The sequence below is a fragment of the Streptomyces marinisediminis genome (assembly GCF_026262575.1).
GTDB classification, from domain to species: domain Bacteria; phylum Actinomycetota; class Actinomycetes; order Streptomycetales; family Streptomycetaceae; genus Streptomyces; species Streptomyces marinisediminis.
Genome location: NZ_JAPKFL010000015.1, coordinates 104,492 through 129,383 on the forward strand (window position 1 = coordinate 104,492; position 24,892 = coordinate 129,383).

Genomic DNA, 24,892 nt, shown 5'->3' on the forward strand with positions numbered 1-24,892 from the left:
ACCGAATGCGGACAGTGATCGTCTCCGTCACTCTACGCGCTCGTCGCTCAGCTCCGTGTGCGCACGAGGTCTGGTGGCGCTGACAAACGATCAATAACCTACAGGAGTACGCACGTTACTGACTTCAGGGAGCACGATGGCCACGGCCCAGCAGGTCCCCGACATCCTCTCGCCGGAGTTCGCGGCAGATCCGTATCCCGTCTACCGGCAGATGCGCGAGCACACCCCGCTCCTCTGGCACGAAGCCACGAACAGCTACGTCATCTCCCGGTACGAGGACGTCGAGCGGGCCTTCAAGGACTCCGTCTTCACCACCGACAACTACGCCTGGCAGATAGAGCCGGTGCACGGCCGCACCATCCTCCAGCTCAGCGGCCGCGAGCACGCCGTGCGCCGCGCGCTGGTCGCCCCGGCCTTCCGCGGCACCGAACTCCAGGAGAAGTTCTTCCCCGTCATCGAGGGCAACTCCCGCGAGCTGATCGACGCCTTCCGCGGCGAGGGCCGCGCCGACCTGGTCGCCCAGTACGCCACGCGCTTTCCCATCAACGTCATCGCTGACATGCTCGGACTGGACAAGGCCGACCACGACCGCTTCCACGGCTGGTACACCTCGGTCATCGCCTTCCTCGGCAACCTCTCCGGGGACCCGGCGGTCGTCGCGGAGGGCGAGCGCACCCGCGTGGAGTTCGCCGAGTACATGATCCCGATCATCCAGGAGCGCCGGGAGAACCTGGGGGACGACCTGCTCTCCACCCTGTGCGCCGCCGAGGTCGACGGCACGTCCATGAGCGACGAGGACATCAAGGCCTTCTGCAGCCTGCTGCTGGCAGCCGGCGGCGAGACCACGGACAAGGCCATCGCGAGCATCTTCGCCAACCTGCTCACCCACCCCGAGCAGCTCGCCGCCGTCCGCGAGGACCGCACCCTGATCGACCGGGCCTTCGCCGAGACCCTGCGCTACACCCCGCCGGTGCACATGATCATGCGCGAGACCGCCCAGGAGGTCGAGGTCAGCGGCGGCACCATACCCGCCGGAGCCACCGTCACCTGCCTGATCGGCGCGGCCAACCGCGACACCGGCCGGTACGCGGACCCGGACACCTTCGACATCTTCCGCGACGACCTGACCACCACGCGGGCCTTCTCGGCGGCCGCCGACCACCTCGCCTTCGCCCTCGGGCGCCACTTCTGCGTGGGCGCCCTGCTGGCCAAGACGGAGGTGGAGGTGGGCGTCAACCAGCTCCTGGACGCCCTGCCCGGCCTGCGCCTGGCCGAAGGCTTCGACCCGCACGAGGAGGGCGTCTTCACCCGCGGTCCGGCCCGCCTCCCGGTGGAGTTCACCCCGACCGCACGCTGACGCGGCCGGGTCCGGCGGTGTCGCGGCGGAACCGGGGTTCCGCCGCGACACGCCCCGAGCGAGCAGCAGCCGGACGGGTCGACGAGTCGACGAGCTTGCGGGTCCGCGAGTCGCCCGACTGACAAGCCGACCAACCGACAAGTCGACTAGCCGACGTACGCCGGGGTGAAGGACACCGGGAGGTCCACCAGCCCGCGCATCCACACCGAGGGCCGCCAGCGCAGCTCCGGCGGCTCGACCGCCAGCACCACGTCCGGCAGCCGCTCCAGCAGCGCCTCGATCGCGGTGCGCGCGATGACCTCCGCGAGCTGGGGCGCCGGGTAGGGGCACCGGTGCTCGCCGTGGCTGAACGACAGGTGTGCGGAGTTCCCGGCCGCGCCCACATGTCCCTGCGGCCAGATCTGCGGATCGGTGTTGGCGGCGGCGAACCCGAGCACCAGGCAGTCGCCCTCCCGGATCAGCCGCCCGCCGAGCTGGGTGTCGCGGACCGCCCAGCGGCCGATGAAGTTCTGGGTCGGGGTGTCCAGCCACAGCACCTCGGTGAGCGCCTGGCCGACGCTCAGCCGCCCGCCCGCCACGTTCAGCGCGAACCGGTCGTCGGTCAGCATCAGCCGCAGCGCGTTGCCGATCCAGTTCGCGGTGGGCTGCTGGGCGGCGGCGATCACCGAGATCAGGTCCTGGACGATCTCCTCGTCGGTGAGCCCGGCCGGGTGGGCCAGCATCCGCGAGGTCACGTCCGCCCCCGGCTGGGCGCGTTTGTCCCGCACCAGCGTCTGGATGCGCTCGCCCACCCGCCCGTACGCCGCCACCGGGTCGTCGCCCTCCCCGGCGTCCAGCGACACCCGCAGGTCCCGCACCAGGTCGTCGGTGTCCGCGCTGCCCAGCGGCATGCCGCACATCCCGACCGCCGCGAGCATCGGCAGCGGGTGCGCGTAGGCCGCCTTGAGATCGGCCGTGCCCCGCCCGGCGAACACGTCGATCAGTGTGTCGGCGATGCGGCGGCACGTCATCTGCAGCTCGAACTGGTCGATGGCGGCCAGCGCCTCGCTGATCACCCCGGCCCGGCGCTGGTGCTCGGCGCCCTCGGTGAACAGCACCGAGGGCTGGTAGCCGACGTACGGCAGCAGCGGCCAGTCCGGCGGGATGGAGCCCCACGCGTGCCAGCGCCGCGAGTCCCGCGCGAACAGCTCGTCGTGACTGGTGACGTAGCGCACCTCGCGGTAGCCGAGCACCAGCCACGCCGGGATGCCGCCGTCCAGGATGATCGGCGCCACCGGGCCGTGCCGGTGCCGCAGGCCCCGGTACAGCTCGGCGGGCGTCTGCTGGTACTCCAGGCCGCTCAGCGCGGTGGCGTCCGGATGCGCGGGGCAGCCGGAGGCGGGCGCGTCGGCGGTCAGCGGGTCGGTCACGGCGTCATCTCCCGGGCCATGGACAGGTCGTACAGGTGGTTGACGAGCCCGATCAGCACCGACTTGCTGGACTCGCGCTGCCGCGCGTCGCACTCCAGCATCGGCACGTCATCGGAGAGGGACAGCGCCTCCCGCAGCTCCTCCAGGCTGTGCGAGGCCGCGTCCGAGAACCGGTTGACGGCCACCACGAACGGGGTGCCGTGGTGTTCCAGCCGGTCGATGGCGTACCAGGAGTCGGCGACCCGGCGGGTGTCGACGAGGACGACCGCCCCCAGGGTCCCGCTGAACAGGCGGTCCCACAGGAACCAGAACCGCTCCTGCCCCGGCGCGCCGAACAGGTACAGCACCATACGGTCGTTGAGGCTGATCCGGCCGAAGTCGAACGCCACCGTGGTGGTGTTCTTCTCACTCACCTTCGCGTTCTCGTCGATGCCGACGCCGGCCTGGGTCATCACCTCCTCGGTGTTCAGCGGCCGGATCTCGCTCACCGACCGCACCAGCGTGGTCTTCCCCACGCCGAACCCACCGACGATGACTATCTTCAGCCCGGTGTCGGCCGCCGCGCCCAGCGGGACCCGGGCGTCCGGCTCAGAGATTGTGGAGTCCATCGAGTACCTGTTTCAGCAGTGCGGAGTCGGGGAGCGCGTGGCGGGCGGGGGCCGGTCGCGGGTGTCGGGCCGTGATGCGGCCGGTGGCGAGCAGGTCGCCGAGCAGGATGCGCGTCACCGTCACCGGCAGCTTCAGCTCGGCGGACACCTCCACCACCGCCGTGGGGCGGCGGCACAGCTCCAGGATGCGCACGTGTTCCGACTGCATCCCCGGGGTCGGCTCGCACTCGCTGACGATGAGCGTCACCAGGTCGAAGGAGGTGTCGTCCGTGCGGTGCCGGCCGCCGGTGACGATGTAGAGCCGGTCGGGGTCGCCGAGATCGACGGGCCGCCTGATCATGCCGGTCGGCTCTCCTGGTGCGGTGCCCGCGGCGCCGCGCTCAGGTGGTCGCCGAGCTGCTCGACCATCTCCGCCATGTGGTGCCCGATGATGCCCGGGTCGGCGTCGTCGGCGGCCAGCACGGCCAGGTGGGCGCCCTCGCCCGCCTCGACGATGAACAGCAGTCCGCCGTGGAACTCGGTCATCGACTGGCGCACACCGCCGGTCCCGTCGCCGAACTCGATCGACGCGCCGTGCGCCAGGCTCTGGATGCCCGAGGCGATCGCCGAGAGCTGGTCGGCCTTGTCGACGGTGAGCTGCTCACTCCAGCACAGTTTGAGGCCGTCCCGGGAGAGCACCAGCGCGTGCCGGGTGCCGGGGGTCCTGGCCAGGAGGTTCTCCAGGAGCCAGTCGAGGCTGCGGTCAGTGGTCTGCATCGTGGTCTGGGGCTGACCGGGGCGGGGGCCCGGTGGCGTCAGCCCGTGCCTCCAATCTGGTGCGGGGGACGGGGGCGCCGGACGGCGGGGGACACCGTCGCGGCGCGGTAGTCGACTGCCGGTGCGACGGGGGTCACCGCGTCGTCGGAGGTTCGCCGCGCGGATCGTTCGGGTAGGTCCCGAGCTCGTCCGCACCGCCGAGCGGGTCGGCGCCCTCGTCACCGGCGCGGCCCCGGCTGGCCTGCCGGAAGGCGCTGAACCGGCTGCCCGCCTCGTTCGGCGGACGCGGAGGCGCCGGGGCGGACGGCTCGACGGGCGCGGCCTGCTCGGACGCCGCCAGCGTGCGGCCGCGCGGCCGCTTGGGCAGCGCCCCGCTCGCGGTCGTGTCCAGGCCCCCGGCGCCGTGCACGGTGCCGGGGGACGCCGCCGTGGCCGGGTACCCGGTGGCGGACTGCTCGACCGCCGGGGCCGGGGCCGGCGGGGGCACCGCCGCCCGCGCGGCGGCCTGCGGAGCCGCGTCCTGCGGCGGCGCGGCCGGTGTCCCGCGCGGCGGCGCGGTCGGCGCGGGCGCCCGGTGCTGGGCGATCAGGTGCTGCGGGACGAGGACGACGACGCCGGTGCCACCGCGCGAGGACGGCCGGAAGCTGACCGTCATCTGGTACTTGGCGGCCAGCCGCCCCACCACCGCCAGCCCGAGCCGGGTGCCCTGGAGCGTGGCGAGGTCGTTGGAGGCGCCCGAGACCGACTCCTCGGCCCGGCGCAGCGCCGCGTCCGCCATCTTCAGACCGCTGTCCTCGATGGTGACCACGAGCCCCGCCGTGCGCTCCTCGACGTAGACGTGGACCTCGTCGGTCGGCGGGGAGAAGTTCGTGGCGTTGTCCATCAGCTCGGCCAGCAGGTGCATGACGCCCTCGGCCGCGTGCCCGTTGATGGCCATCGTGCTCGTGCAGTGCAGCCGCACCCGCTGGTACGCCGCGATCCGCCCGGCCGCGCCGCGCAGGATGGACTCCATCACGATCGGCTTGTTCCACTGGCGGCTGGAGCGGCCGCCCATCAGCACCGCCAGCCGGTCGGCCAGCAGGCTGAGCTGCGAGGTGTTGTGGTCCAGCGTCAGCAGGTCGCCGAGCACGTCCTCGTCGTAGCGGTCCTGCATGTCCCGCAGGTGCGCCAGGATCGTGTTGGCCTGCGCCTGGACGCGGTCCACGCCCTTGACGCTGGCGGCCATCGCCGCGACGCTGCGCCGCTCACCGACGGCTACCTCCCGCGCGCACAGCTCCAGCAGCCGCGCCAGCCGCGGGCTCTGCGGGGCCCGGGCCCGGTCCAGCGCGGTGTCGGCGGCCGCGCCGTCCCGGAGCTGTTTGAGCACCGCGGGCAGCGTCACCTCCGCGAGCTGCGCCGCCTCGGCGTCGGTGTGCGCCAGGTGCGCGTTCACCTGCTCGACCTGGGCGCGCAGCCGCTGGGCGGTCTGCTCGGCGGACGCCTGGCGCAGCTTCGCCCGGCGCAGCGCCACCACGGTCACGCTGGCGGCCACCACCACGGCCACACCCGCGGCGACGGCCGTGGTGGTCACCCACACCCGCCCCGGCTCGGGCGCGAGGATCGTCACTCCCGCGCACGCCGCCGCGGTCACCAAGACGATGCCCGCCAACGCGAGAAGTCCCGGACGTGCCGACGCTATCGCCGGCTGGTGAGTGGTCACTGGCACTGACATGCAATCGGTCCTCAGGGGCTGAAGGGCGGTGCGAGGAAGGCGGACTGACCGGCGATCGCAGGCCGGACAGGTGGACGGCACCGTTGGTCCACGGTGATCTTCCGCTCCACACTCGGCCTCATGTTAGCCACGTAGCAGGCGAGTTGAGGACGCCACTCGATCTGGGGACGCGCGCGGGTGACGTCGCGCCGTTCCCCGAACGGCTGTCGACGTCGCGTGGTAAAGGCGCAACAGTGGACCGGGTACGGGTGCCGCCCCCGCCCCCGCGCCGCTCGGCCGCCGGCCGGCGCACCCCGCGTTCGCACCCGCGACGGCAAAGCCCGCACGACGGCACGCGCGCGAACCGGGCCGGATTTCTTCCGTCCGCATCACCCGGGCCGCCGGCGCCACCCGGGCCGTCCGTATCCCCCCGACCTGTCCGCGTCGCCGGTCCCTCCGCGTCGCCCGGGCGGTCCGGTGGTCCATGCGGTCCGGCCGCGCCGCCGGTCCGGCCGGCCGGACGGCCCGCGCCGGCCGGAGGCAAAGAACCACCGCACCGCCGTCCGCCCGTGGCGGCCCGCCCCCGTTCGCGCGCATCCCGCGCCGCGCGGCCCCGCGCACAGGAAGGCCCGCCCGGTGCGACGGGGGATGCGCACCGGGCGGGCTCGTCCTTCTTCTACCTCGGCCGGCGGGTTCCATGCCCGAATCCACCGACGTGTTTCCCGTGGGGGAGGGCCGTCAGTCCGTCGACAGCGCTTCCACCAGGTCGCCGACCTGCGGGTCGGGCAGCGCCCGGGCGACGTCCGCCTGGGCCACCATGCCGACCAGCTCCCTGCCGTCGATGACCGGCAGCCGCCTGACCTTGTGGTTCGTCATCGTCACCATCACCTCTTCGGCGTCGTCGTCCGCGCCGATGGTGACGGCCTCGCCCTGGGCGAGATCCCCGGCCAGGGTCTGCGCCGGGTCCTTCCCCGCGCCCAGCACCCGCACGACGATGTCGCGGTCGGTCAGGACCCCCTTGAGCTTGTTGTCGGTGCCACAGATCGGCAGCGCGCCGACGCTGAGTTCGGTCATCTTCCGCGCGGCCTGGAGCGCGCTGTCGTTGGCGCCGATGCACTCGGTGCCCGGCGACATGATGTCGCGTGCCGTGGTCATGGCTCCTCCTGTCTCGCGTGTTTCCCGCCTCGGTGGGCCCGCCGTCGCGGCGGGCCCACCGAAGGCCGCAGCTCGGGTGCCCAGTCCACCGGTGGCCTAACACCGCGTACGCGATCCGCCGCCGTCCGGGTGATCGTCGGTCGCCCCGGCGTCTGAGCGCGGTCGGAAGGGGTACCACCGCGCGGCAGGCGCCCCCGCCCGCGGTCGACGCCCCCGCCGCAACCGGTGAGCGGCCGTCCGGGTGATGCTCGCGTGCCGCGCCGCGTGCCGGGCTGCCTGCGTTTGCGGTCGGCACCACCCGGGCGCAAGGTGGAAGAGCAGATGGCTCGCATCACAGTTCGGTCACGGGCTGCCCTGAAGGCGGTCACGGGTGCTTCGGCCAGGAGGCCCCCCCCCGCCGCAGCCGCCCACCGTGACCGGTGCGGCCTCGACCAGCCGAGCCCCTTCCCCCGGAGGGATCCCTGCGCGTGCCTGCTCCCGCGGTCACCGCTTCCACCGTCGACAAGCGTGTTCTGGGAGAGCGAAGCAGATGAGCACCGTAGTTTCCCGCACCAAACGGGCCCGCCACCCCCACGACGACGCGCCCGACACCGCCGCCGACCTCGAACGGCTCGCCACGCTGCCGCCCGGCTCCGAACGCGAGCGGCTCCAGCAGGAGGTGGTGCGGGCCTGGATGCCGATGGCCTACCGCCTCGCCCATCGCTACCGCAACCGCAGCGAGAGCATCGAGGATCTCCAGCAGGTCGCCGCCCTCGGTCTGGTCAAGGCCGTCGACCGCTACGACCCGGCCCGGGGCTGCGCCTTCGAGAGCTACGCCGTCCCCACCATCGTCGGTGAGCTGCGCCGCCACTTCCGGGACAACCTGTGGGACCTGCACGTGCCGCGCCGGGTGCAGGAGCTGCGCAACAAGGTGCGCGCCAGCCGCCGGGAGCTGAGCCTGACCCTCGACCGGCGCAGCCCCACCGTCGCCCAGATCGCCGAACACACCGGCCTGTCCGAAGAGGACGTGCAGTTGGGCATGGAGGCGCTGGAAAGCTACCGCACCCTGTCCCTGGACTCGCCCTACCCGCACGCCGAGGACGCCTTCACCCGCGCCGACACCCTCGGCGACTTCGAGCCCGGCTACGACCGCGTCATCTACCGCGAGTCCGTCAAGCCGCGGCTGCGCCGGCTGCCCGAGCGCGAGCGGCGCATCCTCTACCTGCGGTTCTTCTGCGACATGTCGCAGAGCCGCATCGCCGCCGAGGTCGGCATCTCCCAGATGCACGTCTCGCGGCTCATCAGCTCCACCTGCCAGCGCATCCGCCGCGAGGTCGAGGCGGAGGCCGCCGCGGGCGAGCACCCGGGGTCCGCCGGAACCCCGGCCTGACCCTCACCCCCGCCCGGTGCGGGAAGGACCTCGCCCCGCACGCCCCCGTCCAGCCGCACCGGCCCGGCGCAGGGCCCGTCGCCCGCCCTCAGAGCTCGTCCGGCGGGGGAGGGGCCGAGCGGGCGCGCAGGCGGTCCAGTTCGCGCCGCTCCCGCTTGGTCGGCCGCCCCGCCCCGCGGTCCCGCCGCGGAGCGACGGGCACCTCCAGCGGCGTCGGCGGCGCCGGGGTGTTGTCGACGTAGCAGGTGACCGCCTCCGGCGCACCCACCCGCTTGCGCACCAGCTTCACCACCTCCACGATCCGCTCCCGGCCCGCGTGCCACACCCGCACCTCGTCGCCCGGCCGCACCGGCTGCGCCGCCTTCGCCCGGTCGCCGTTGATCCGCACGTGCCCCGCCCGGCACGCCGTCGCCGCCTGCGAACGCGTCTTGATCAGCCGCACCGACCAGATCCAGCTGTCGACGCGCACCGAACCCTCACCACCAGCCATACCGCAACCTTAAGCACCGGCGCGGACACCGCTCCACCGCCCGCCCGGCATGGGCGGCCCCGGAAGGGGGCAGGTGTAGGCGGCAGCACCTGAGGAGAGGGAGCGCACGGTATGGCGGCGGCTTCGCGCATGGTGGTCATCGGCGGCAACGCGACGGGCATGGCCGCCGCGTCCCAGGCCCGCAGGCTCAAAGGCCCAGGGGAGCTGGAGATCGTCGTCGTCGAACGCGGCGACGTCACCTCCTACTCCTCCTGCGGCATCCCGTACTGGGTCGCCGGGGACGTCACCGACGAGGCGGACCTCGTCGTGCGCACCCCCGAGGAGCACCGCGAGCGCGACATCGAGGTGCGGCTGTGCACCGAGGCCGCCGAGCTCGACCCCGCCGCGCGCCGGGTGCGGGTGCGCGGCGCCGACGAGAGCTCGGGACCGGGGGAGTGGCTGGCCTACGACCAGCTCGTCCTGGCCACCGGGGCGCGCCCGCTGCGCCCCCCGCTGCCGGGCATCGACGCGCCCGGCGTCCACGGCGTGCAGACCCTCGACGACGGCCGCGCCCTGATCCGGGCGCTCGAAGGCGGCGAACTCGAGTCCGCGCGGGGCCCGCGCCGGGCCGTGGTCATCGGCGCCGGGTACATCGGCGTGGAGATGTCCGAGGCGCTCGTCCGCCGCGGCTACGAGGTCACCGTGCTCGACCAGGCCGAACAGCCGATGACGACCCTCGACCCGGACATGGGCGCCCTGGTGCACGAGGCGATGGACGCCCTGGGCATCCGCACCCTGACCGGCACCGCCGTCACCGCCATCCGCACCGGCGCCGACGGCCGCGTCCGTGCCGTGGCCACCGAGGACGCCGAGCACCCGGCCGACATCGTCGTCCTCGGCCTGGGCGTGCGGCCGGAGACCGGCCTCGCCCGCGCGGCCGGGCTGCCGCTGGGCGAGTCCGGCGGCCTGCTCACCGACCTCTCCCTGCGCGTGCGCGGCCACCACTACATCTGGGCCGGCGGCGACTGCGTCGAGGTCCTGGACCTGGTCGGCGGGCGCACCCGGCACATCGCCCTGGGCACCCACGCCAACAAGCACGGCCAGATCATCGGCGCCAACATCGGTGGTGACTACGGCACCTTCCCCGGCGTCGTCGGCACCGCGGTGAGCAAGGTCTGCGACCTGGAGATCGCCCGCACCGGGCTGCTGGAGCGGCAGGCGGCCGACCTCGGACTGCGGTACGTGTCCGTCACCGTGCGCTCCACCAGCCGCGCCGGGTACTTCCCCGGCGCCACGCCGCTGCACGTGAAGATGACGGCCGAACACCGCACCGGCCGCCTGCTGGGCTGCCAGATCGTCGGCCGGGAGGGCGCGGGCAAGCGGGTGGACGTCGCCGCCGTCGCCCTGACCGCCCGGATGACCGTCGAGCAGCTCGTGGCCCTCGACCTGGGGTACGCGCCCCCGTTCTCCCCGGTGTGGGATCCGGTGCTCGTCGCCGCCCGCAAGGCCGTCAAGGCCGTCCGCGAGGCCGCCGCCGACTGACGTCCGCGCCCGGCCCCCCGGGACGGGCGCCCCGGGGGCCGGGGAGCTCGCCCACCTCGGGACGGGCAGGCCCGTGGGGCGGTGTGCCGGTCCACGCCTCCCCGCCGCTGCGCGTCGTCCGCGTCCGCCGCTGCCCGGCCCGCCGTCACCCGCCCGGCTCTCGCCCGCGTTTCCCCCTGCCGGGCCGGGGGAACCGCGAGGCGAATGGTGCACTTCGGATACACGATGATGACCGAGCAGGCCGGCCCCACCGACCTCGTCGACCACGTGGTGCTCGCGGAGGAGGCGGGCTTCGACTTCTCCGTCACCTCCGACCACTACTTCCCCTGGCTCACCTCCCAGGGCCACGCACCCCACGCCTGGACGGTGCTGGGCGCCGCCGCGCAGGCCACCTCCCGCATCCCCCTGATGACCTACGTGACCTGCCCGTCCATCCGCTACCACCCGGCGGTCGTCGCGCAGAAGGCCGCCACCTTGCAACTTCTGTCCCGCGGCCGCTTCCGGCTGGGCCTGGGCGCGGGCGAGAACCTCAACGAGCACGTCGTCGGCGGCGGCTGGCCCCCGGTGGACGTGCGCCACGAGATGCTCGACGAGGCCGTCCACATCATCCGCAGCCTCTTCGCCGGCGGCTACGTCAACCACCACGGCACCCACTTCGACGTGGAGTCCGCCAAGCTGTGGGACCTGCCCGAGCAGGCCGTCCCCATCGGCATCGCCGTCTCGGGGGAGCAGTCCTGCCGCCTGGCCGGCCGCCTGGCGGACCTCCTCATCGCCACCGAGCCCAAACCCGACCTGCTGGCCGCCTTCGACCGCCACGGCGGCAGCGGCAAACCCCGCGTCGGGCAGCTCCCGGTCTCCTTCGACACCGACCGGGAGGCCGCCATCAACCGCGCCCACGACCAGTTCCGGTGGTTCGGCAGCGGCTGGAAGGTCAACTCCGAACTTCCCGGCCCCGCCGCCTTCGCCGCCGCCACCCAGTTCGTCCGGCGCGAGGACGTCGCCGAGTCCATCCCCTGCGGGGACGACCCCGACCGCTTCATCGCCGCGGTCAAGCCCTACGTCGACGCCGGGTTCACCGAGGTCGCGCTCGTCCAGATCGGCGGCGAGACCCAGCCGCGGTTCCTGCGCTGGGCCGAGGAGACCCTGCTGCCCGCCCTGCGCAGCACCTGGCCGAGCTGACGTGTGCCCGGCCGGGCGGCGGGTACCGCGAGCAGGGTAGGAGCCACACGATCAGGAGGTGCCGCCATGGCCCACGACGACCGGGAGCCCGACGACCCCGACGACAGGGAAGCGGCCGCGGAGACACCCGACGAGGGCGAGGAACCCTCCCACATCGGCAAGGCCGACAGCTCCGCCGTGGCCGGCAGCGACATCCAGCAGCCCGAGATCGCCGAGGGCCCCGTCGAAGGGCTCCAGCCCGGCGAACGCGTCGAGCGCGGCCCCTGGCACCCCCCGGTGGAGGTGGACCCGCCCACCGACACCGACGTGCCCCGCGACGCCGCGGGCGAGCCCGACGCCGTCCGCCGCCAGCAGCGCGAGGGCGGCCCCTGAGCCCCGCGCGGCGCGCGGGCGGCCGGCGGCGACCCGGCCGCGGAGGCGATCCGGGCGGCGGCCCCACACCGCGGGGCCGCCGCCCGGATCGCGCCGTGCGGCCAGGCGGACGGCCTAGTCGAACTTCCGGGTGTCCCGGGGCTCGGCGTACGGCTCCTCCTGCGGCGGGTGACCCGCCTCGATCGCCCGTCCGCGCTCCAGCTCGGCGTTGAGCTCCAGCCCCAGCAGGAGCGCCGTGTTGGAGATCCACAGCCACACCAGGAAGATGATCACCGCGGCGAGACTGCCGTAGGTCTTGTCGTAGTTGCCGAAGTTCGCCACGTACAGGGCGAAGAGCGCCGACGCGAGCAGCCACAGCAGCACCGCCAGCAACCCGCCCGGCGTCACCCACCGGAACGGCCGCTTGACGTTCGGCGCCGCCCAGTACAGCACCGAGAACACGAGGCTCACCAGCAGCACCAGCACCGGCCACTTGGCGATGCTCCACACCGTGACGGCCGTGTCGCCCACCCCCAGCACGTCACCGGCCCGCTGCGCCAGCCCGCCGGTGAACACCACGCCCACCGCCGTCACCGCCAGCAGCAGCACCGTCACCAGCGTGATGCCCAGCCGCGTCGGAATGGTCTTCCACACCGGGCGGCCCTCCCGGATGTCGTAGACCGCGTTGCCCGCCCGCATGAACGCCGCGACGTACCCCGACGCCGACCACAGCGCCACGGCGAGCCCCAGCACCAGCGCCAGTCCCGCCTGCCCCTGGCCGTCCCGCAACTGCTCCAGCATGCTGGTCAGCACGTCGCGCACCGCCCCGGGCGCCATGCTGCCCACGTTGTCGATCAGCGGCTGGATGGCCGGACCGCCCACCAGGCCAAGCACCGACACCAGCGCCAGCAGCGCCGGGAAGATCGACAGCACGCCGTAGTAGGTCAGCGCCGCCGCCCAGTCCAGAAGGTTGTCCTCCTTGAACTCCCGGCCCGTCTGCTTCAACGCGCTCTTCCACGACCGCCGCGGCAGATCCGTCGGCTTCCTCGGCGCCGCCTCCCGGTCCTCCGGGGGCCGCGCCTCCCGGCCGCCGTCTCGGTCTCCCGCCATGGCACTCTCCTTCCGCCGGACCGACGCGTCCCGGCCGCCAGCGCGACCGGGCGCACTGACGCGCCGGGTAACCGTGCTCGCCCGGCGGAAACGGACGGTCACACCCCCGCGCGCCTGGGCCCCGCCCACCCGTGCCGCCCGCGCCGTCCGGCCGTGCCGTCTGTGCTGTGCCGTCTGTGCTGCGCCGTCTGTGCCGGGCCGCCCGCCGCGCCGGCGGCCCCGCTACCGTGGTGCGGGTGCTGCTCCTGCTGACCTCCGACACCCACGTCCCCCGCCGCGCCCGTCGGCTGCCCGACGAGCTGCTCGCCCGGGTCGAGGAGGCCGACGTGGTCGTGCACGCCGGCGACTGGGTCGACACCGCCACCCTCGACCTCCTCCACGCCCGCGCCCGCCGGCTGATCGCGGTGTACGGCAACAACGACGGCCCCGAGCTGCGCTCGCGCCTGCCCGAAGTGGCCCGCGCCGAGCTGGCCGGGCTGCGCCTGGCCGTCGTCCACGAGACCGGACCCGCCCGCGGGCGCGAGCAGCGCTGTGCCGCACGCTTCCCCGACACCGACGTCCTCGTCTTCGGCCACAGCCACATCCCGTGGGACACCCACGCGCCCGGCGGTCCGCGTCTGCTCAACCCCGGCTCACCCACCGACCGGCGCCGCCAGCCGTACTGCACCTACCTCACCGCGCGCGTCGCCGACGCCCGCCTCACCGACGTCACCCTCCACCGCCTGCCCCCGCGCCGTCCACGCTGAGCGGTCACCCCCCGTCCCCGCCCACCTCCACGTACTCCCCGCGGCGGCAGCGCAGCACCCGCCCGGCGGTGCCGTGGGCCCGGGTCGCGGCCAGGAAGTCCGCCAGCGGCGAGCGCATCACCCGGTACTCCTCGTAGTGCACCGGCAGCACCTTCCGCGGCGCCACCACATCCACCCAGCGCGCGCCCTGCTCGCCGTCCATCGTCACCGTCCACCGCCCCGCCAGCTCCGTGCCTCCCAGGTGCACCGCCCCCACGTCCAGGGCGGGAAACCGCCGCGCCACCTCCCGCAGCCCGTCGAACACCAGCGTGTCGCCCGACAGGCAGACCCGCACGCGCGGCCGCCCACCCGCCGGCCCGAACTCCAGCACGCTGCCCATCACCGGGGGCAGCGCCGCCCGCAGCAGCCGGTTCCCCGCGTGGCGGCCCGGCAGCGAGGTCACCCGTACGGCCGTCCCGTCCTTCACCAGCGTCCGCGCCTGCCACGTCCGCAGCCCCACCGCGCGCGGGAAGCCGTGCCGGCCCCGCAGCCGCCGCGCCGCGTGCGGCGTGGTGACCACCGGCACCCGGCGCGGCAGCCCGCGCCGCGCCCGCCGGTCGAAGTGGTCGCCGTGCAGGTGCGAGAGCACCACCGCGTCCGCCCCCGCCACCTCCGACACCCCCACCGCCGGTTCCACCAGACGCGGCGAGAACAGGCCCTTCCCCAGATAGGCCCGCTCCCCGCGGTGCAGGAAGTTGGGGTCCGTCAGCAGCGTCAGCGGCCCGTACCGGATCAGCAGCGTCGCGTTGCCCACGAAGAAGATCTGCGCCCGGCCCTCGGCCGGGGGCTCGCTCGGTACAGGCATGTCGACACCTCGCTTCCTGGACGCCCGGGTCGCCGCTCGGCGCCCCCGGCCGGAGTACCCCGCGCCCGCTCCGCTACCCCCGCGCCCGGAGCCTCGCGCTCCGCGCCGCCTCGTCCCGCGCCGCCGCCTGGCCCCGCCCGCCGCGCCGCTCAGCGCCCGGCGCGCCGCAGCGCTCCGGCGGCCCGGTCGCGCAACCGCCGCGCCCGCCGCTGCAAGCGGTCCCAGCGCGGATACCGGTCCCGCCGCTCCGTCGAGTAGCGGTCCAGCTCCTCGGCCAGCCGCATCGACCGCTTCTCCACGTCCAGCTCGTCCAGCACCCGGTCGACCTCGGCCAGCAGCGCGCCGTGCAGTTGCCACTGCCGCGGATGCTCCCGGACCGTGGCCAGCAGCAGCTCCGCCACGTGCTCCCGGCTCGTCCGCGCCGCCGACAGCTCCGTCACCAGGAACGTCTCGGCCTCCTCGGCGCTGGTGCTGATCTGCGTCGTGATCAGCACCGCGTAGCTGTCCACCGCCCCGGCCATGTGCAAGAACAGCTCCCGCAGCGCCGACGCGACCGCGGGCGGGAAGAGGGGCTCGTCGGTGCGCTCCTTGGCCAGATCGGTCAGGCTGCGCGCCGTCACCCGCAGCACCACGGCGCAGATCTCCAGCGTGTCCAGCCCCGTGCGCAGCACGATCCGCGACAGCAGCCCCTCCTTGACCCGCGGGTTGAGCCGCACGCTCTCCTCCGCGCGGATCAGCGACGCGTCCACCTGGACGACGTCGTGATCCAGCCGGCGCGCCTGGTGCAACCGGGCCGCCGCGCGCTCCACCGTGGTGTGCCCCCCGATCTCGTCGGCCAGGTCCAGCAACAGCGCCCGCATGCGCCCCGCCAGCTCCTCGATCGCCTCCCCGGCCGACTCCACCCACACCGGCGGCAGGAAGACCGTGTTGAACAGCAACCCCACCGTCGCGCCGATCACCGTCTCCAGCACCCGCGACAGCGCCAAGTCCGTCGCGTGCGACACCCCCAGGACCAGCATCGCCGAGATCGCCACCTCGGGCACGAACTCGTTGACCCGCACCACGTGGCCCAGTACGAGCGCCGAGATGATCAGCAGTCCCAGGCTCCACCAGCTCAGCCCCACCAGGGCGCTGAACCCCACCGCGATCAGCACCCCCGCCACCACCGCGTTCACCCGCCGCACCCCGCTGGTCAGCGTCGCGTACAGCGTCACCTGCACCACCAGCAGCGCGGTCAGCGGCGCGAGCAGCGGCGGCGGGCTGTCGCCCAGCAGCCACAGCGCGGCGACGTAGGCCAGCGTGGCCGCGGTGGCCGACCGCACCGTCTGCACCACCACCGGCTCATGCCGGCGCTGGACGAGCTTCACCATGGGTTCGGGCACTACCTGCGACACACTCAGCCTGTTCCCGCTCCGGGCGCACCCAGACCCCACCCCGGGCCAGGCGCCACCCGTATGCCACCCGTCCGGCCGCACCCGACGCCGCGCCACCCGCGCCCCCGCGCCTGGGAGAGGCGGCGGCACCGGCGGGAAGCTCCGCAGGGCAGGCGTCGGCCCCCGCCCGTCCCACGCGGCGGCCGGGGCGTCGAGGGGCCCGGCGGCCCGGCCCCCTCCGCGGTGCTCCGGCCAGAGCGTCGCCCGCCGCGACCCGGCGCGGACGCCCCGCCCCGCGACCTCGCCGCCGGGGCGCGCCCCCGCCCCTCCGCCGAGGCCACCGGGAACCGCCCGAGCCCCGCCACCCTCTCGTTGACCGGCTCCACCGCGCCCGGCTGCGGGCGCCGGCCGTTCCCGTCGGGCCGCACCGCCCCCACAGCCGTCCGTCCGGAGCGGCGAGGAGCCGGTGCGGGACGGCGCCCGTCCTCCGGCCGGCGGTCCGCCGGCCCGGCAGCCGGGCGTGCCTCACCCCGCCTCGCGCGGGCGCCCCCCGCTCTCGCGCTCCTCGTTCTTGCGGTAGAGGGTGAGCGCGGGAGTGGTGGTCATGCCGTGCACGACGGTGCTGACGGCGACCACCAGGCAGCCCACGGCCAGCACGGAGTGATGGGTGCCCAGGCGGTGGGCCTCCATCGTCAGGTAGAACAGCGCGGAGACACCGATGGGGCCGAACCAGCCGAGGAACAGCGCGTCCCGCCAGGCCAGTGACAGCGGCTTCTTCAGGGCGAGCACGATCGGCAGGCGGCGGAGCAGCAGCACCCCCACCGCCAGCAGTGCCAGCTTCCCGTACCCGATTTCGCTCCACTCCCGCCACGGAAGCATCGCTCCGAAGACGGTGAACAGCGGCAGGACGATGAAGCGGTTGACCGCTTCGTCGTTGTCGTTCTCCGCCGCTCGTTCGCTGACCGTGCTGGTCGCGTTGAACGCCAGCCCGGCGACGAAGACCGCCAGGACCCCGTCCATCCGCATCAGCCCCGCCGCGCCGAGCACGAACAGCGCCAGCAGCAGCGTGTACACCAGCAGCGGGCCGGACTGGATGGTGCGCTGCTTCTCCGCCGTGCGCAGCGCCGCCCCGGCCAGCGCGCCGGCCACCACTCCGAAGACGACCGCCCCCAGCACCTGCCACAGCGACTCCGCCAGCGCCGCCCCGCCGTGGGTGGTCCCGGCGATGGCCACCGCGGCCAGCACCAGGGGCAGGGCCAGACCGTCGTTGGCGCCCGACTCCAAGGACAGCAGTTGCCGCGTCCGCCCGGTGATCTGCCGCTCGGCCGGTTCCCCGGTCACCACGCTGGACGCGAGCACCGGGTCCGTCGGGCACAGGGCCGCACCCAGCAGCGCCGCCGCTCCCAGGCCGACGCCCAGGACGGCCGCGGAGAGCGCGGTGGTCACCAGCGCCATCCCCAGCATCGCCACCACCAGCAGCACCACCACCGGCCGGATCCGCGACCGCGCGACCCGGAAGGGATACCGCAGCGCCACCGCCATCACCGAGACCGCCAGCAGCACGCGGGTCGCCTCGTGCAGCGGGCTGTGCTCCGTCATCACGGTGGGCACATCCACGATGCCCAGCACCTCGGGACCCACGCACACCCCCACCAGCAGAGCCAGCAGGGGCCCGCTCACCGGCCCCCGCTGCACCTGCGAGGAGAGCACCGCCACCACCAGCGCCAGACCCGCGGCGATCGTGAGGAGTTCGTCGAGCATGCCCGTGCGGCTGCCCCGCGCCGCTCCCTCTCACGCCTCCGCGCCCACCAGGTACCCCCGATGGCCCACCCCCGCCAGACGACGTTCTCGTCCCCAGCGAAACCACCACGCCACCGCGCGAACGGCGCCGTGTCGGCCCCCACCCGGCCGACGCGCTCGCCCGGGTGCCGGCTCGGACGGGTCCGGTGTACGGCCACGTGGAGCGGCGCGCGGGCGGCGTGTGGCGGCACCGCGTGCCGAAGGGCGGTGCGCGGGGCGCCCGTTCACCGCCGCGTCGGCAGCTCCGTCAGGCCGGCGAGTTCGGCGTCGGTGGCCGGTCTGAGGGTGGACAGGAGGTGCCGGGCCGCGGGCAGGTCGGCGTGCGGGCCGTCGACCGTCACGGTGTAGACGAGGCCGCCGTGACGCAGGCGCAGTTCGTGGCGCTCGTAGGCGCCGTGGTAGGTCACGAGCTGGCGGCCCGCACCGTCGTCCGTGCAGTGGATCGGCTCACCGAGGGGGGCCGGGCAGCCGTGCGCGTCGACGCGCCGGGTGTCGTACCCCGCGCGGCGCACGCCGAGGTGCAGCCGTGCGGACGGCGAGCGCTCGTACTCGGCGCCGAATCCGTCCTCGCTCGCGCCCAGGACGTGCAGGGTGTAACCCGGCGGCGGCTCACCGACCCGCAGCATGGCACGGTCCACGCCGTTGGCGGAGAGCCACTCGCTCAGCGTGGGAGGCTGCGTGGCCGCCCACGCGGCGTACGCCCCACCGGCGGCGAGGGCGGTCGCCGCCCCGAGGGCGGCCAGCCGGACCCGGGTGCCGGGGAGGAAGAGCGCGGCCGCGAGCGCGTAGCAGGCGCCCCCGGCCGGGTAGAACAGCACGCCGATCTGCCAGCGGTCGATCGTGAGGCTGACGACTGCGGCCGCGAAGGCACCGGCCGTGCCGAGCGTGTAGACGCACGCCGCCCACGCCCACGCCCCGCGCGCCCGGCGCGTGAGCGGCACGAGCGTGCGGACGGCCCGGCCGAGCCCCGCGAGCGCGGCCACCGCCAGCAGGACCACGCCGACCACGGCGGCGACGAACGGCGCCGCCCCACCGGAGAAGAGGGCGGCGGACACCGCCGAGAACTGCACGCCGGTCAGGACGCAGCCGACCAGCCACACAGCCGACAGGTGTGCGAGTACGCGCCCCCGCTCCTTCTCCCGCGTCACCCCCACCACCACGCCACCCGGCCCGGTCGCGGTTCCGCTCCCCCCGATTCCGGCACCCCGATTCCGGCAACCGACACAGTCCTCACCGGACGCCCTGCCGGACCGCCCGACGGGCCCGCGCACGGCCGGTTCGGGCACGCGACGCGGCCCAGCACGGACGTGCGCTGCGGGACAGCGGGCGAGCAGGGCGAAGGCGCCGGCACCGGTGCCGCGGCCCAGGCCCACGTCGCGCCGCGACACGACGAGGGAGCGTGCGTGCAGCCACTCGCTGCGGGACGCGGTGGGCTCGGCCACGACCTCCGCGCCGAGGCCGAGGACCCCGACCCGCCGGTCGGCGTCGGCGTCCGCCTGGGGGCGAAGGCGCGGGTCACCGAGGGCCGGCGCCGCACGACCCCGCGCCCGACCGGGCCGACACGGAGGACAGGCCGTGCCGCCATGACGGAGCCGACCGCCGCCGCGCACCCGACCGGCCCGCTGCCGCGGTGCCGGCGGGAGCCGGGTAGGCGGAACTGACCGGCCTGGTGACTCGTCTGGGGCAGTGAAGGCCGAGCAGACGGCAAGCCAGGGCGAGGGGGGAAGGCGGCAGTGTTCCGGTGGACGCCCCGCCGTCCCGGGCCGTGGACGGCGGGGGACGCGAAGCGGGCCCCACGGGGCCGGACGGCCTGGACGCGGGGCCGGGTGCCCGCCGCGCTCGCGGTGCTGACCGCCGGGCTCCTGGCCTTCCACCGAGCGGTGCCCAACTCCCCAGGCCGCCTGGGCAGTGTGCTGGAAGCGTTCCTCCCGTGGCTCGGCGTGGTCGTCGTGGTGTTGCTCGCGGTGGCCCTGCTGCGCCGCTCGGCGACCGCGCTGGTGGCCCTGCTGCTGCCGGCGGCGGCCTGGACGCACCTCTTCGGCGGACTGCTCCTGCCCGGGTCGGCCCCCGGCGCCCACGACCTGATCGTCGTCCAGCACAACGTCAGCGACGAGAACCCCGACCCGGCGGGCACGGCCCGCGCCCTGGCCGACGCCGACCCCGACCTCGTCGCACTCCAGGAACTGGTGCCCACGGCGCTCCCGGTCTACGAGCGGACGCTGGCTCCGCACTACCCGTACCACGCCGTCCGGGGCACGGTCGGACTCTGGTCGAAGCACCCGCTGACCGGAGCCCGGCCGGTGGACATCAAACCCCGGCACGCCGATAAGTCCTGGCGCCGCGGGATGCGGGCCGTGGTCCACACGCCGCGCGGCGAGATCGCCGCATACGTCGCGCACCTGCCCTCGGTCCGCCTCCGAGCGAGCGGCCTCGCCTCCGCGTGGCGGGACGAGAGCGCCGACCTGCTGGGTCGGGCCATCGCCGGGGAGGAGGTGGAGACGGCCCTCCTGCTCGGGGACCTCAACGGCACGGTCGACGACCGCGGCCTGGCCCCCCTGACCTCGCGGCTGAACACGGCGGAGCGGGGCTTCGCCCTCAGCTTCCCCACCGCCTTCCCCGTCGTCCGGATCGACCAGGTCATGGCCCGCTCGGCCACCGTCGCCCAGATCCGCACCCTGCCGCCCACCGGCAGCGACCACCTGCCGGTCATCGCCCGGATCACACCGGGCTGACGGCACGACCGCGCTGCCGCCGCGCCCGCCCGGCCCGACGCCGCCCCACCCACCCGGGCGGCGACCGTCGCACCCCGGCCCGCGCGCGGGTGCCCAGGCACGGTAGCCGTCGTCATCGGCCACCACCGACCCGCGGCCTCGGCGCGGCGACACACCGTGGTGGGCACCGGGCCGGCACGCCACCTGGCACCAGCGGCGCCGAGAGCACGGCAGCCGTCACCGGCTCCGGTGCCCGCCGGCCGTCTGATCCGCCCGGCGGCTTCCGCCTGCCCCGTCGCGTTCCGGGTGCGGGGAGCAAGGCGCCGACCTCGTGGGGCCGGCAGTCGACGTGGGAACGCGAGGTGGTGCCGCGCACGGACGGGCTGTGTCGGCCTTCGCGGAATCGGGCCTGCGGTTTGCAGGGGACCGGGGGACGGCTTACCCGCAGACCGAAGTGCCTTGGCCGGGACGGCGGCCCAGAGACCGTCCGCGCCTCCGCGTTGTCGCGGCGAGGGGACCGACGTCACCGCGGACGCGCGGTGGCGGCCTTACCCGAGTGCCGGTTCGCGGGCCTGGGTGGCGGAGATCAGTGCGGCCAGGGAGGTGCGGGTTTCCGACAGTGCGCAGATCCGGTCGTCCAGACCTCGGAGGTGCTCTTGCAGGGTCTCCAGCTTGCATGCGGCGACCGTGCCGTCCTGGCGAACGCACGGCAGCAGGTCGCGGATGACCCGCGTCGGCAGGCCGGCGTCCAGCAGCGCGCGGATGCGGCGGACCACGGCTGGGGCCATGTCGTCGTAGCGGCGGTGGCCGCTGTCGAGGCGGTAGGACTCCAGGAGGCCTTGTTCCTCGTAGTAGCGCAGCAGCCGGACTGAGGTGTCCGTCGCGGCGGCGAGCTCGCCGATCTTCATGTGGTGCTCCTCACAACTCCTTGAACCTCACATTGGTGTGAGATCTTAGCGTGGTGGCCATGACGAACACAGAGCGCCCCATCGCCCTCTACGGTTTCCTGCGGCCCAGGCCGGAGCGCGCGGACGAGGTCCGGCGCACCCTCTCCTCCTTCGTGGAACCCACCCGGCAGGAGCCCGGCAACCTGCAGTACCACCTACACGAGCACGAGGACGGCCGCTTCTTCCTGTACGAAGTCTGGCGCTCCCAGGAAGACCTGGACCGGCACAACGCGACGCCCCCGCTGCGCGCCTTCCTGGACAACCTGTCGACTTTCCTGGAGGAAGCCCCGGAAGGCTACTTCGACACCATGCTCAGCCCGTACCCCGACTCCGCACCGGCTCCCGCCTGAGGGGACGCCCGCGACAGGAGCCGTGCGGCGAACCGCGCGCGGAGCGGGACTCGGCCCCCACGCTTCCGAGGTGCCCGGGTGACACGCCGTCGAGCTTGGTGACCACCAGCCTGCTGTTGTGACAGCCACCGCGCTCCGGCTCGGCGCCCCGGCGGACCGCTGGCCCGCCGGGCGGCCCCTACAAATCGAAGTCGAGGTGCTCGATGTCGGTGATGTGCACTTCTTCCAGGCTGCCGGCGCGGCGACCGCTGTCCTGGAAGTAGACCTCCTTCAGCGCCTCGGCCGTGATCCGCTGGAGCTGCTGGTCGCTGGCGCCGGACTGCTGGGCGTCGAAGAGGCGGGCGGCGTACCGCGGCGGCAACGCCACGGTCAGGTGGCGGAGCCGGCTGTCGTCGGTCGAGCCGATCGGCGCGGTGTAGCCCAGGCGGGCGCGGGTGTCGACGACGATGCCGCCGGTCGTCGCCGCCCTCTGGCGGGCTCTGGCGCGGATCTGCGGCTGCCAGCGCTTGTTCACCTCGCGCTCCAGGCGCGCGGCGAGGTCCGGGCGCGGCTTCTTGAACTGCCCCCTCACGTACCGCTCGACGGTGCGCTGGGAGACGCGCAGGAGCTGGGCGACCGCCCTGGTGCCCTTCATCCGCCTGACCAGGTACCGCATCTGCGCGCCCGCGCTCTTGGGCGCCGGGCGGGTGAACGCCCGCTGCACCGCGGCGTCCAGACCGTCCCCGAACCTGTTCATCGCCTGTCCCTACTCCCCGTTGTCGACACCGGTGACGGTGCCGTCCTTGATGTACCGGGCGAGGTTGAGCTCGGGCGCGTCGAACCGCTCGCGGACCTCCTCACCCCACAGGACGGTCTGGGTGCCCTCCCACTTCACCAGGCCCGGGTTGACCCCGAGCCGGAAGCCGCCCGGCAGCGGCTTGCCGTCCCGGTGGGGCAGGAAGTCCAGCGGCGACGTCCCGTCCGTGGCGTACACGACGCAGTCGGACAGCACCGCGACCGGGTACTGCCCGGTGAAGGCCGCGTGCTTGACGATCTTGCGGTGCAGGTTGGTCCGCGTGCGGGAGATGACCGCCGCGCGGATGTCCGGCCGCCAGGTGGGCCGGGACAGGGCGCGCCACGGCCGGCCGGGCCGCCAGCCCTCGCCCCGTGGTCGCTCGCGCAGCTTGCCCAGGCCGCCCTTCACGGTCGCCTTGATCGCCGAGACGACGATCGCGAGCTCCGGGTCGCGGCTCGCGTGGCCGTCCATCGCGGCGAGGAAGTCGGCCGGCGCCAGGTCGGCGTCGACGCCGAGGTCGGCCATCGTGGCGAGGTAGGCGTCGCGCAGGCGGTGGTACCAGCCGTCCAGGTAGCGGCCGGACTCGTGGCGGACGTACGCCTCGATCGGCGCGACGTCGTACCCGAGCTCCACCGCGTAGGCGACGGTCGGCGTCGCGTACCAGGCCGGCCCCTGCGGGCGCTCGCCCTTCGGCGTGAACGGACTCGGCAGCAGTGCGCCGTCCAGCTCCGCCCACTCCTTGCCGACCTTCACCCGGGAGAGGTCGACGTGGGAGAGGTCCACCAGCCACGCGCCGGGCAGCTTCGCGTCGAACACCGGCGCCTTGACGTGCGTGGGCGCGCCGAGACCGACGACCAGGCCGTTGGCTCCGGCGGCGAAGGCCATGTTCACGTCGATGCCCACGAGGTGGCGGTGCAGGCACTCGGCGTCGGTGAGCGGACGTGCCCAGTCGTACGCCTCCTCGAACAGCTTCTCCGCCGGGCCGCGGACGTGGAAGCGCGGCAGGTCCGCCAGCAGCGGATGCCCGTCGGGAGCCTCGCACGGCGCGCAGTCGACCGGGTCCTTGCCCAGCGAGCCGGGGTTGTGCTGGGGGTGCCGCCTGCCGTCGGCGTCGGGCTCGGAGGCCCGGGTCGGCGGGCGCAGCGCGGTCATCAGCTCCAGGCCGGTGACGGCCGTCGAACCGCGCGGTGTCATCACCCGGGACGCGTACACGCCCAGCACCCGGGCGAGTTCCGCCGGCGGAAGCCGTGCGGCCTCGCCCCAGTGCCGGGGATCGAGCGCGTGCCAGGACGGGACGCAGAGCTGGACGCAGGAGCGCTCCGCGCCCCGGGCGGGGCGGTAGATCCGTGCCCACGGTCCCAGCCCGCGCTTGGTCAGCTTCCAGTCGGCGCGCGCGAGCTGCCTGACGACCTTGTGCTTCTCCGGCAGCCGGCCGGCCAGGCGCTCCTCGTCGCTGAGCGCGACCGGGAGGCCGTAGCGCTCCAGCGCGGCCTCGGTGAGCACGAGCAACGGATCGGCGTCCTTGCCCGGGCCGGACAGCTTCGGCTGCCCCAGCCCGGCCTCCCCGAGCGCCCAGTCGACCAGGGCCGGGAGCGACCTGGCGGGCACGTCCAGAACCAGGCCACCGGTGCAGTACGCCAGCACCTGCCCGTCCTCGACGTCGAGGACCGCCAGCGGCCCGTTCTCGAACCGCGGATCGGCGCCGCCCGCCGGTGCGCCGACCGGTGCCGCCCTCCGCGCACCCGGCCGCCGCGACGTCGACGCCGGCCCGGAACCACGCGCCGAACGCGGCCCGCGCTGCGCGGCAGCGGAGGCAGGAGCCCGGGCGTCCTCGGGAGCGGCGCCGGTCCCGGCGTCCGACACGTGCTCGCAGGCCGCAGGCCCGGCTTGCCGGGCCGGTGCGGCCGTGCCGGCGGACGGGGCGGGCGCCGCCGCCGGGGCGGTGGTGCCGGTGGACGGGGCGGGCGCACCGGCCGGGGCGGGCGGCTCCTGCGCCGGGGCGGGCGCGGGTGCGGGGTAGAGCGTGGCGAGCTTGTCCAGCAGCCGGGCGTACGCCTCGCGTTCCGGACCGCGCGGCTCGGTCGGCTTCCTGGCCGACTCCCAGCCGGACACCGTGGCCCGGCGCACCTTCAGCGCGGCGGCCACCTCCTCCAGCGTCAACCCGTGCGCCTGCCGCAGCCGCTTGCGCTCCTCCGGCGGCGGCAGCGCAGAGCGGGACGCGACCAGCGCGTCGACCGCGTCGAACAACTCGGACACCAAGGCACCTCCCGGACCGCCACCTTACCCGGCCGACCGTACCGGCACCGTACATATGCCGTACGAACGGCGTGCGAGAAGCGCAACCCAGCCTT

23 protein-coding genes are annotated in these 24,892 nt (G+C 74.6%); 8 read left to right on the forward strand and 15 right to left on the reverse strand.

Annotated elements, in window-relative coordinates; genetic code table 11:
- Positions 1–136: 136 nt before the first annotated feature.
- Complete coding sequence (locus OSB71_RS14360; RefSeq protein WP_265948252.1) at positions 137–1,357, forward strand: cytochrome P450; 1,221 nt, start codon at positions 137–139, stop codon at positions 1,355–1,357.
- Between the two features lie 146 nt (positions 1,358–1,503).
- On the opposite strand, the gene OSB71_RS14365 is transcribed toward OSB71_RS14360, so the two are convergent.
- The 6 genes from OSB71_RS14365 to OSB71_RS14390 all read right to left on the reverse strand — a co-directional run bounded on the left by OSB71_RS14365 (position 1,504) and on the right by OSB71_RS14390 (position 6,975).
- Complete coding sequence (locus tag OSB71_RS14365; protein WP_265948254.1) at positions 1,504–2,766, reverse strand: cytochrome P450; 1,263 nt, start codon at positions 2,764–2,766, stop codon at positions 1,504–1,506.
- On the reverse strand, positions 2,763–3,374 hold the full coding sequence (locus OSB71_RS14370; protein WP_265948256.1) for a GTP-binding protein: 612 nt from the start codon (positions 3,372–3,374) through the stop codon (positions 2,763–2,765). Before OSB71_RS14370 ends, OSB71_RS14365 begins: the two co-directional genes overlap by 4 nt.
- Positions 3,355–3,714 (reverse strand): DUF742 domain-containing protein, encoded by a 360-nt coding sequence (locus OSB71_RS14375; protein ID WP_265948258.1) that lies wholly within the window; start codon positions 3,712–3,714, stop codon positions 3,355–3,357. Before OSB71_RS14375 ends, OSB71_RS14370 begins: the two co-directional genes overlap by 20 nt.
- A complete protein-coding gene (locus OSB71_RS14380; protein ID WP_265948260.1) occupies positions 3,711–4,130 on the reverse strand; it encodes a roadblock/LC7 domain-containing protein in 420 nt (139 codons plus the stop codon). The genes OSB71_RS14375 and OSB71_RS14380 overlap by 4 nt, the downstream gene beginning before the upstream one ends.
- A gap of 133 nt (positions 4,131–4,263) precedes the next feature.
- Positions 4,264–5,841, reverse strand: coding sequence for a sensor histidine kinase (locus tag OSB71_RS14385; protein WP_265948262.1), 1,578 nt, complete (start codon positions 5,839–5,841; stop codon positions 4,264–4,266).
- A 717-nt stretch (positions 5,842–6,558) separates the two neighbouring features.
- Complete coding sequence (locus OSB71_RS14390) at positions 6,559–6,975, reverse strand: CBS domain-containing protein (protein WP_265948264.1); 417 nt, start codon at positions 6,973–6,975, stop codon at positions 6,559–6,561.
- A gap of 529 nt (positions 6,976–7,504) precedes the next feature.
- Here OSB71_RS14390 and OSB71_RS14395 point away from each other — a divergent pair.
- Entirely contained in the window at positions 7,505–8,344 is an 840-nt protein-coding gene (locus OSB71_RS14395; RefSeq protein WP_265948266.1) for a SigB/SigF/SigG family RNA polymerase sigma factor, read from the forward strand.
- 88 nt (positions 8,345–8,432) lie between these two features.
- On the opposite strand, the gene OSB71_RS14400 is transcribed toward OSB71_RS14395, so the two are convergent.
- Complete coding sequence (locus OSB71_RS14400; protein WP_265948268.1) at positions 8,433–8,834, reverse strand: RNA-binding S4 domain-containing protein; 402 nt, start codon at positions 8,832–8,834, stop codon at positions 8,433–8,435.
- 111 nt (positions 8,835–8,945) lie between these two features.
- Here OSB71_RS14400 and OSB71_RS14405 point away from each other — a divergent pair, with 111 nt between their 5' ends.
- From OSB71_RS14405 to OSB71_RS14415, 3 genes are all read left to right on the forward strand, one after another.
- Complete coding sequence (locus OSB71_RS14405) at positions 8,946–10,355, forward strand: FAD-dependent oxidoreductase (protein WP_265948269.1); 1,410 nt, start codon at positions 8,946–8,948, stop codon at positions 10,353–10,355.
- A 204-nt stretch (positions 10,356–10,559) separates the two neighbouring features.
- Entirely contained in the window at positions 10,560–11,534 is a 975-nt protein-coding gene (locus tag OSB71_RS14410) for an LLM class F420-dependent oxidoreductase (RefSeq protein WP_265948271.1), read from the forward strand.
- A 66-nt stretch (positions 11,535–11,600) separates the two neighbouring features.
- Positions 11,601–11,906, forward strand: coding sequence for a hypothetical protein (locus OSB71_RS14415; RefSeq protein WP_265948273.1), 306 nt, complete (start codon positions 11,601–11,603; stop codon positions 11,904–11,906).
- A 114-nt stretch (positions 11,907–12,020) separates the two neighbouring features.
- Here OSB71_RS14415 and OSB71_RS14420 read toward each other — a convergent pair whose 3' ends face one another.
- Positions 12,021–12,995 (reverse strand): YihY/virulence factor BrkB family protein, encoded by a 975-nt coding sequence (locus OSB71_RS14420; RefSeq protein WP_265948275.1) that lies wholly within the window; start codon positions 12,993–12,995, stop codon positions 12,021–12,023.
- Positions 12,996–13,231: 236 nt separating this feature from the next.
- Here OSB71_RS14420 and OSB71_RS14425 point away from each other — a divergent pair, with 236 nt between their 5' ends.
- Positions 13,232–13,741, forward strand: coding sequence for a metallophosphoesterase family protein (locus OSB71_RS14425; protein ID WP_265948276.1), 510 nt, complete (start codon positions 13,232–13,234; stop codon positions 13,739–13,741).
- Between the two features lie 4 nt (positions 13,742–13,745).
- Here the strand turns inward: OSB71_RS14425 and OSB71_RS14430 are convergent, their stop codons facing one another.
- From OSB71_RS14430 to OSB71_RS14445, 4 genes are all read right to left on the reverse strand, one after another.
- Positions 13,746–14,585 carry an MBL fold metallo-hydrolase gene (locus OSB71_RS14430; protein ID WP_265948278.1) on the reverse strand — a complete coding sequence of 280 codons (840 nt, stop codon included), beginning with the start codon at positions 14,583–14,585 and terminating at the stop codon, positions 13,746–13,748.
- Positions 14,586–14,734: 149 nt separating this feature from the next.
- Positions 14,735–15,955: an FUSC family protein gene (locus OSB71_RS14435; protein ID WP_265948280.1), complete on the reverse strand. Its 1,221-nt coding sequence runs from the start codon at positions 15,953–15,955 to the stop codon at positions 14,735–14,737.
- A 528-nt stretch (positions 15,956–16,483) separates the two neighbouring features.
- On the reverse strand, positions 16,484–17,719 hold the full coding sequence (locus OSB71_RS14440) for a cation:proton antiporter domain-containing protein (protein WP_265948282.1): 1,236 nt from the start codon (positions 17,717–17,719) through the stop codon (positions 16,484–16,486).
- A 263-nt stretch (positions 17,720–17,982) separates the two neighbouring features.
- Positions 17,983–18,906, reverse strand: coding sequence for a hypothetical protein (locus OSB71_RS14445; RefSeq protein WP_265948284.1), 924 nt, complete (start codon positions 18,904–18,906; stop codon positions 17,983–17,985).
- A gap of 678 nt (positions 18,907–19,584) precedes the next feature.
- Here OSB71_RS14445 and OSB71_RS14450 point away from each other — a divergent pair.
- A complete protein-coding gene (locus OSB71_RS14450) occupies positions 19,585–20,490 on the forward strand; it encodes an endonuclease/exonuclease/phosphatase family protein (RefSeq protein WP_265948286.1) in 906 nt (301 codons plus the stop codon).
- A gap of 527 nt (positions 20,491–21,017) precedes the next feature.
- Here the strand turns inward: OSB71_RS14450 and OSB71_RS14455 are convergent.
- Positions 21,018–21,377: a MerR family transcriptional regulator gene (locus tag OSB71_RS14455; RefSeq protein ID WP_265948288.1), complete on the reverse strand. Its 360-nt coding sequence runs from the start codon at positions 21,375–21,377 to the stop codon at positions 21,018–21,020.
- A gap of 59 nt (positions 21,378–21,436) precedes the next feature.
- Between OSB71_RS14455 and OSB71_RS14460 the strand changes: the two genes are divergently transcribed.
- The gene (locus tag OSB71_RS14460; protein ID WP_265948289.1) at positions 21,437–21,766 is read left to right on the forward strand and encodes a putative quinol monooxygenase; all 330 of its coding nucleotides are present in this window, start codon (positions 21,437–21,439) and stop codon (positions 21,764–21,766) included.
- Between the two features lie 178 nt (positions 21,767–21,944).
- Here the strand turns inward: OSB71_RS14460 and tpg are convergent, their stop codons facing one another.
- On the reverse strand, positions 21,945–22,502 hold the full coding sequence (tpg, locus tag OSB71_RS14465; RefSeq protein ID WP_265948291.1) for a telomere-protecting terminal protein Tpg: 558 nt from the start codon (positions 22,500–22,502) through the stop codon (positions 21,945–21,947).
- Positions 22,503–22,511: 9 nt separating this feature from the next.
- Entirely contained in the window at positions 22,512–24,797 is a 2,286-nt protein-coding gene (gene tap / locus OSB71_RS14470; protein ID WP_265948293.1) for a telomere-associated protein Tap, read from the reverse strand.
- Positions 24,798–24,892: the final 95 nt, after the last annotated feature.

Excerpts from the sequence above, each read along its gene's own strand:
- OSB71_RS14360 (WP_265948252.1), top strand. The coding sequence starts at position 137 with ATGGCCACGGCCCAGCAGGTCCCCGACATCCTCTCGCCGGAGTTCGCG.
- OSB71_RS14370 (WP_265948256.1), bottom strand. The coding sequence starts at position 3,374 with ATGGACTCCACAATCTCTGAGCCGGACGCCCGGGTCCCGCTGGGCGCG.
- OSB71_RS14375 (WP_265948258.1), bottom strand. The coding sequence starts at position 3,714 with ATGATCAGGCGGCCCGTCGATCTCGGCGACCCCGACCGGCTCTACATC.
- OSB71_RS14380 (WP_265948260.1), bottom strand. The coding sequence starts at position 4,130 with ATGCAGACCACTGACCGCAGCCTCGACTGGCTCCTGGAGAACCTCCTG.
- OSB71_RS14385 (WP_265948262.1), bottom strand. The coding sequence starts at position 5,841 with ATGTCAGTGCCAGTGACCACTCACCAGCCGGCGATAGCGTCGGCACGT.
- OSB71_RS14390 (WP_265948264.1), bottom strand. The coding sequence starts at position 6,975 with ATGACCACGGCACGCGACATCATGTCGCCGGGCACCGAGTGCATCGGC.
- OSB71_RS14395 (WP_265948266.1), top strand. The coding sequence starts at position 7,505 with ATGAGCACCGTAGTTTCCCGCACCAAACGGGCCCGCCACCCCCACGAC.
- OSB71_RS14400 (WP_265948268.1), bottom strand. The coding sequence starts at position 8,834 with ATGGCTGGTGGTGAGGGTTCGGTGCGCGTCGACAGCTGGATCTGGTCG.
- OSB71_RS14405 (WP_265948269.1), top strand. The coding sequence starts at position 8,946 with ATGGCGGCGGCTTCGCGCATGGTGGTCATCGGCGGCAACGCGACGGGC.
- OSB71_RS14410 (WP_265948271.1), top strand. The coding sequence starts at position 10,560 with ATGGTGCACTTCGGATACACGATGATGACCGAGCAGGCCGGCCCCACC.
- OSB71_RS14415 (WP_265948273.1), top strand. The coding sequence starts at position 11,601 with ATGGCCCACGACGACCGGGAGCCCGACGACCCCGACGACAGGGAAGCG.
- OSB71_RS14420 (WP_265948275.1), bottom strand. The coding sequence starts at position 12,995 with ATGGCGGGAGACCGAGACGGCGGCCGGGAGGCGCGGCCCCCGGAGGAC.
- OSB71_RS14430 (WP_265948278.1), bottom strand. The coding sequence starts at position 14,585 with ATGCCTGTACCGAGCGAGCCCCCGGCCGAGGGCCGGGCGCAGATCTTC.
- OSB71_RS14435 (WP_265948280.1), bottom strand. The coding sequence starts at position 15,955 with ATGGTGAAGCTCGTCCAGCGCCGGCATGAGCCGGTGGTGGTGCAGACG.
- OSB71_RS14440 (WP_265948282.1), bottom strand. The coding sequence starts at position 17,719 with ATGCTCGACGAACTCCTCACGATCGCCGCGGGTCTGGCGCTGGTGGTG.
- OSB71_RS14455 (WP_265948288.1), bottom strand. The coding sequence starts at position 21,377 with ATGAAGATCGGCGAGCTCGCCGCCGCGACGGACACCTCAGTCCGGCTG.
- OSB71_RS14460 (WP_265948289.1), top strand. The coding sequence starts at position 21,437 with ATGACGAACACAGAGCGCCCCATCGCCCTCTACGGTTTCCTGCGGCCC.
- tpg (WP_265948291.1), bottom strand. The coding sequence starts at position 22,502 with ATGAACAGGTTCGGGGACGGTCTGGACGCCGCGGTGCAGCGGGCGTTC.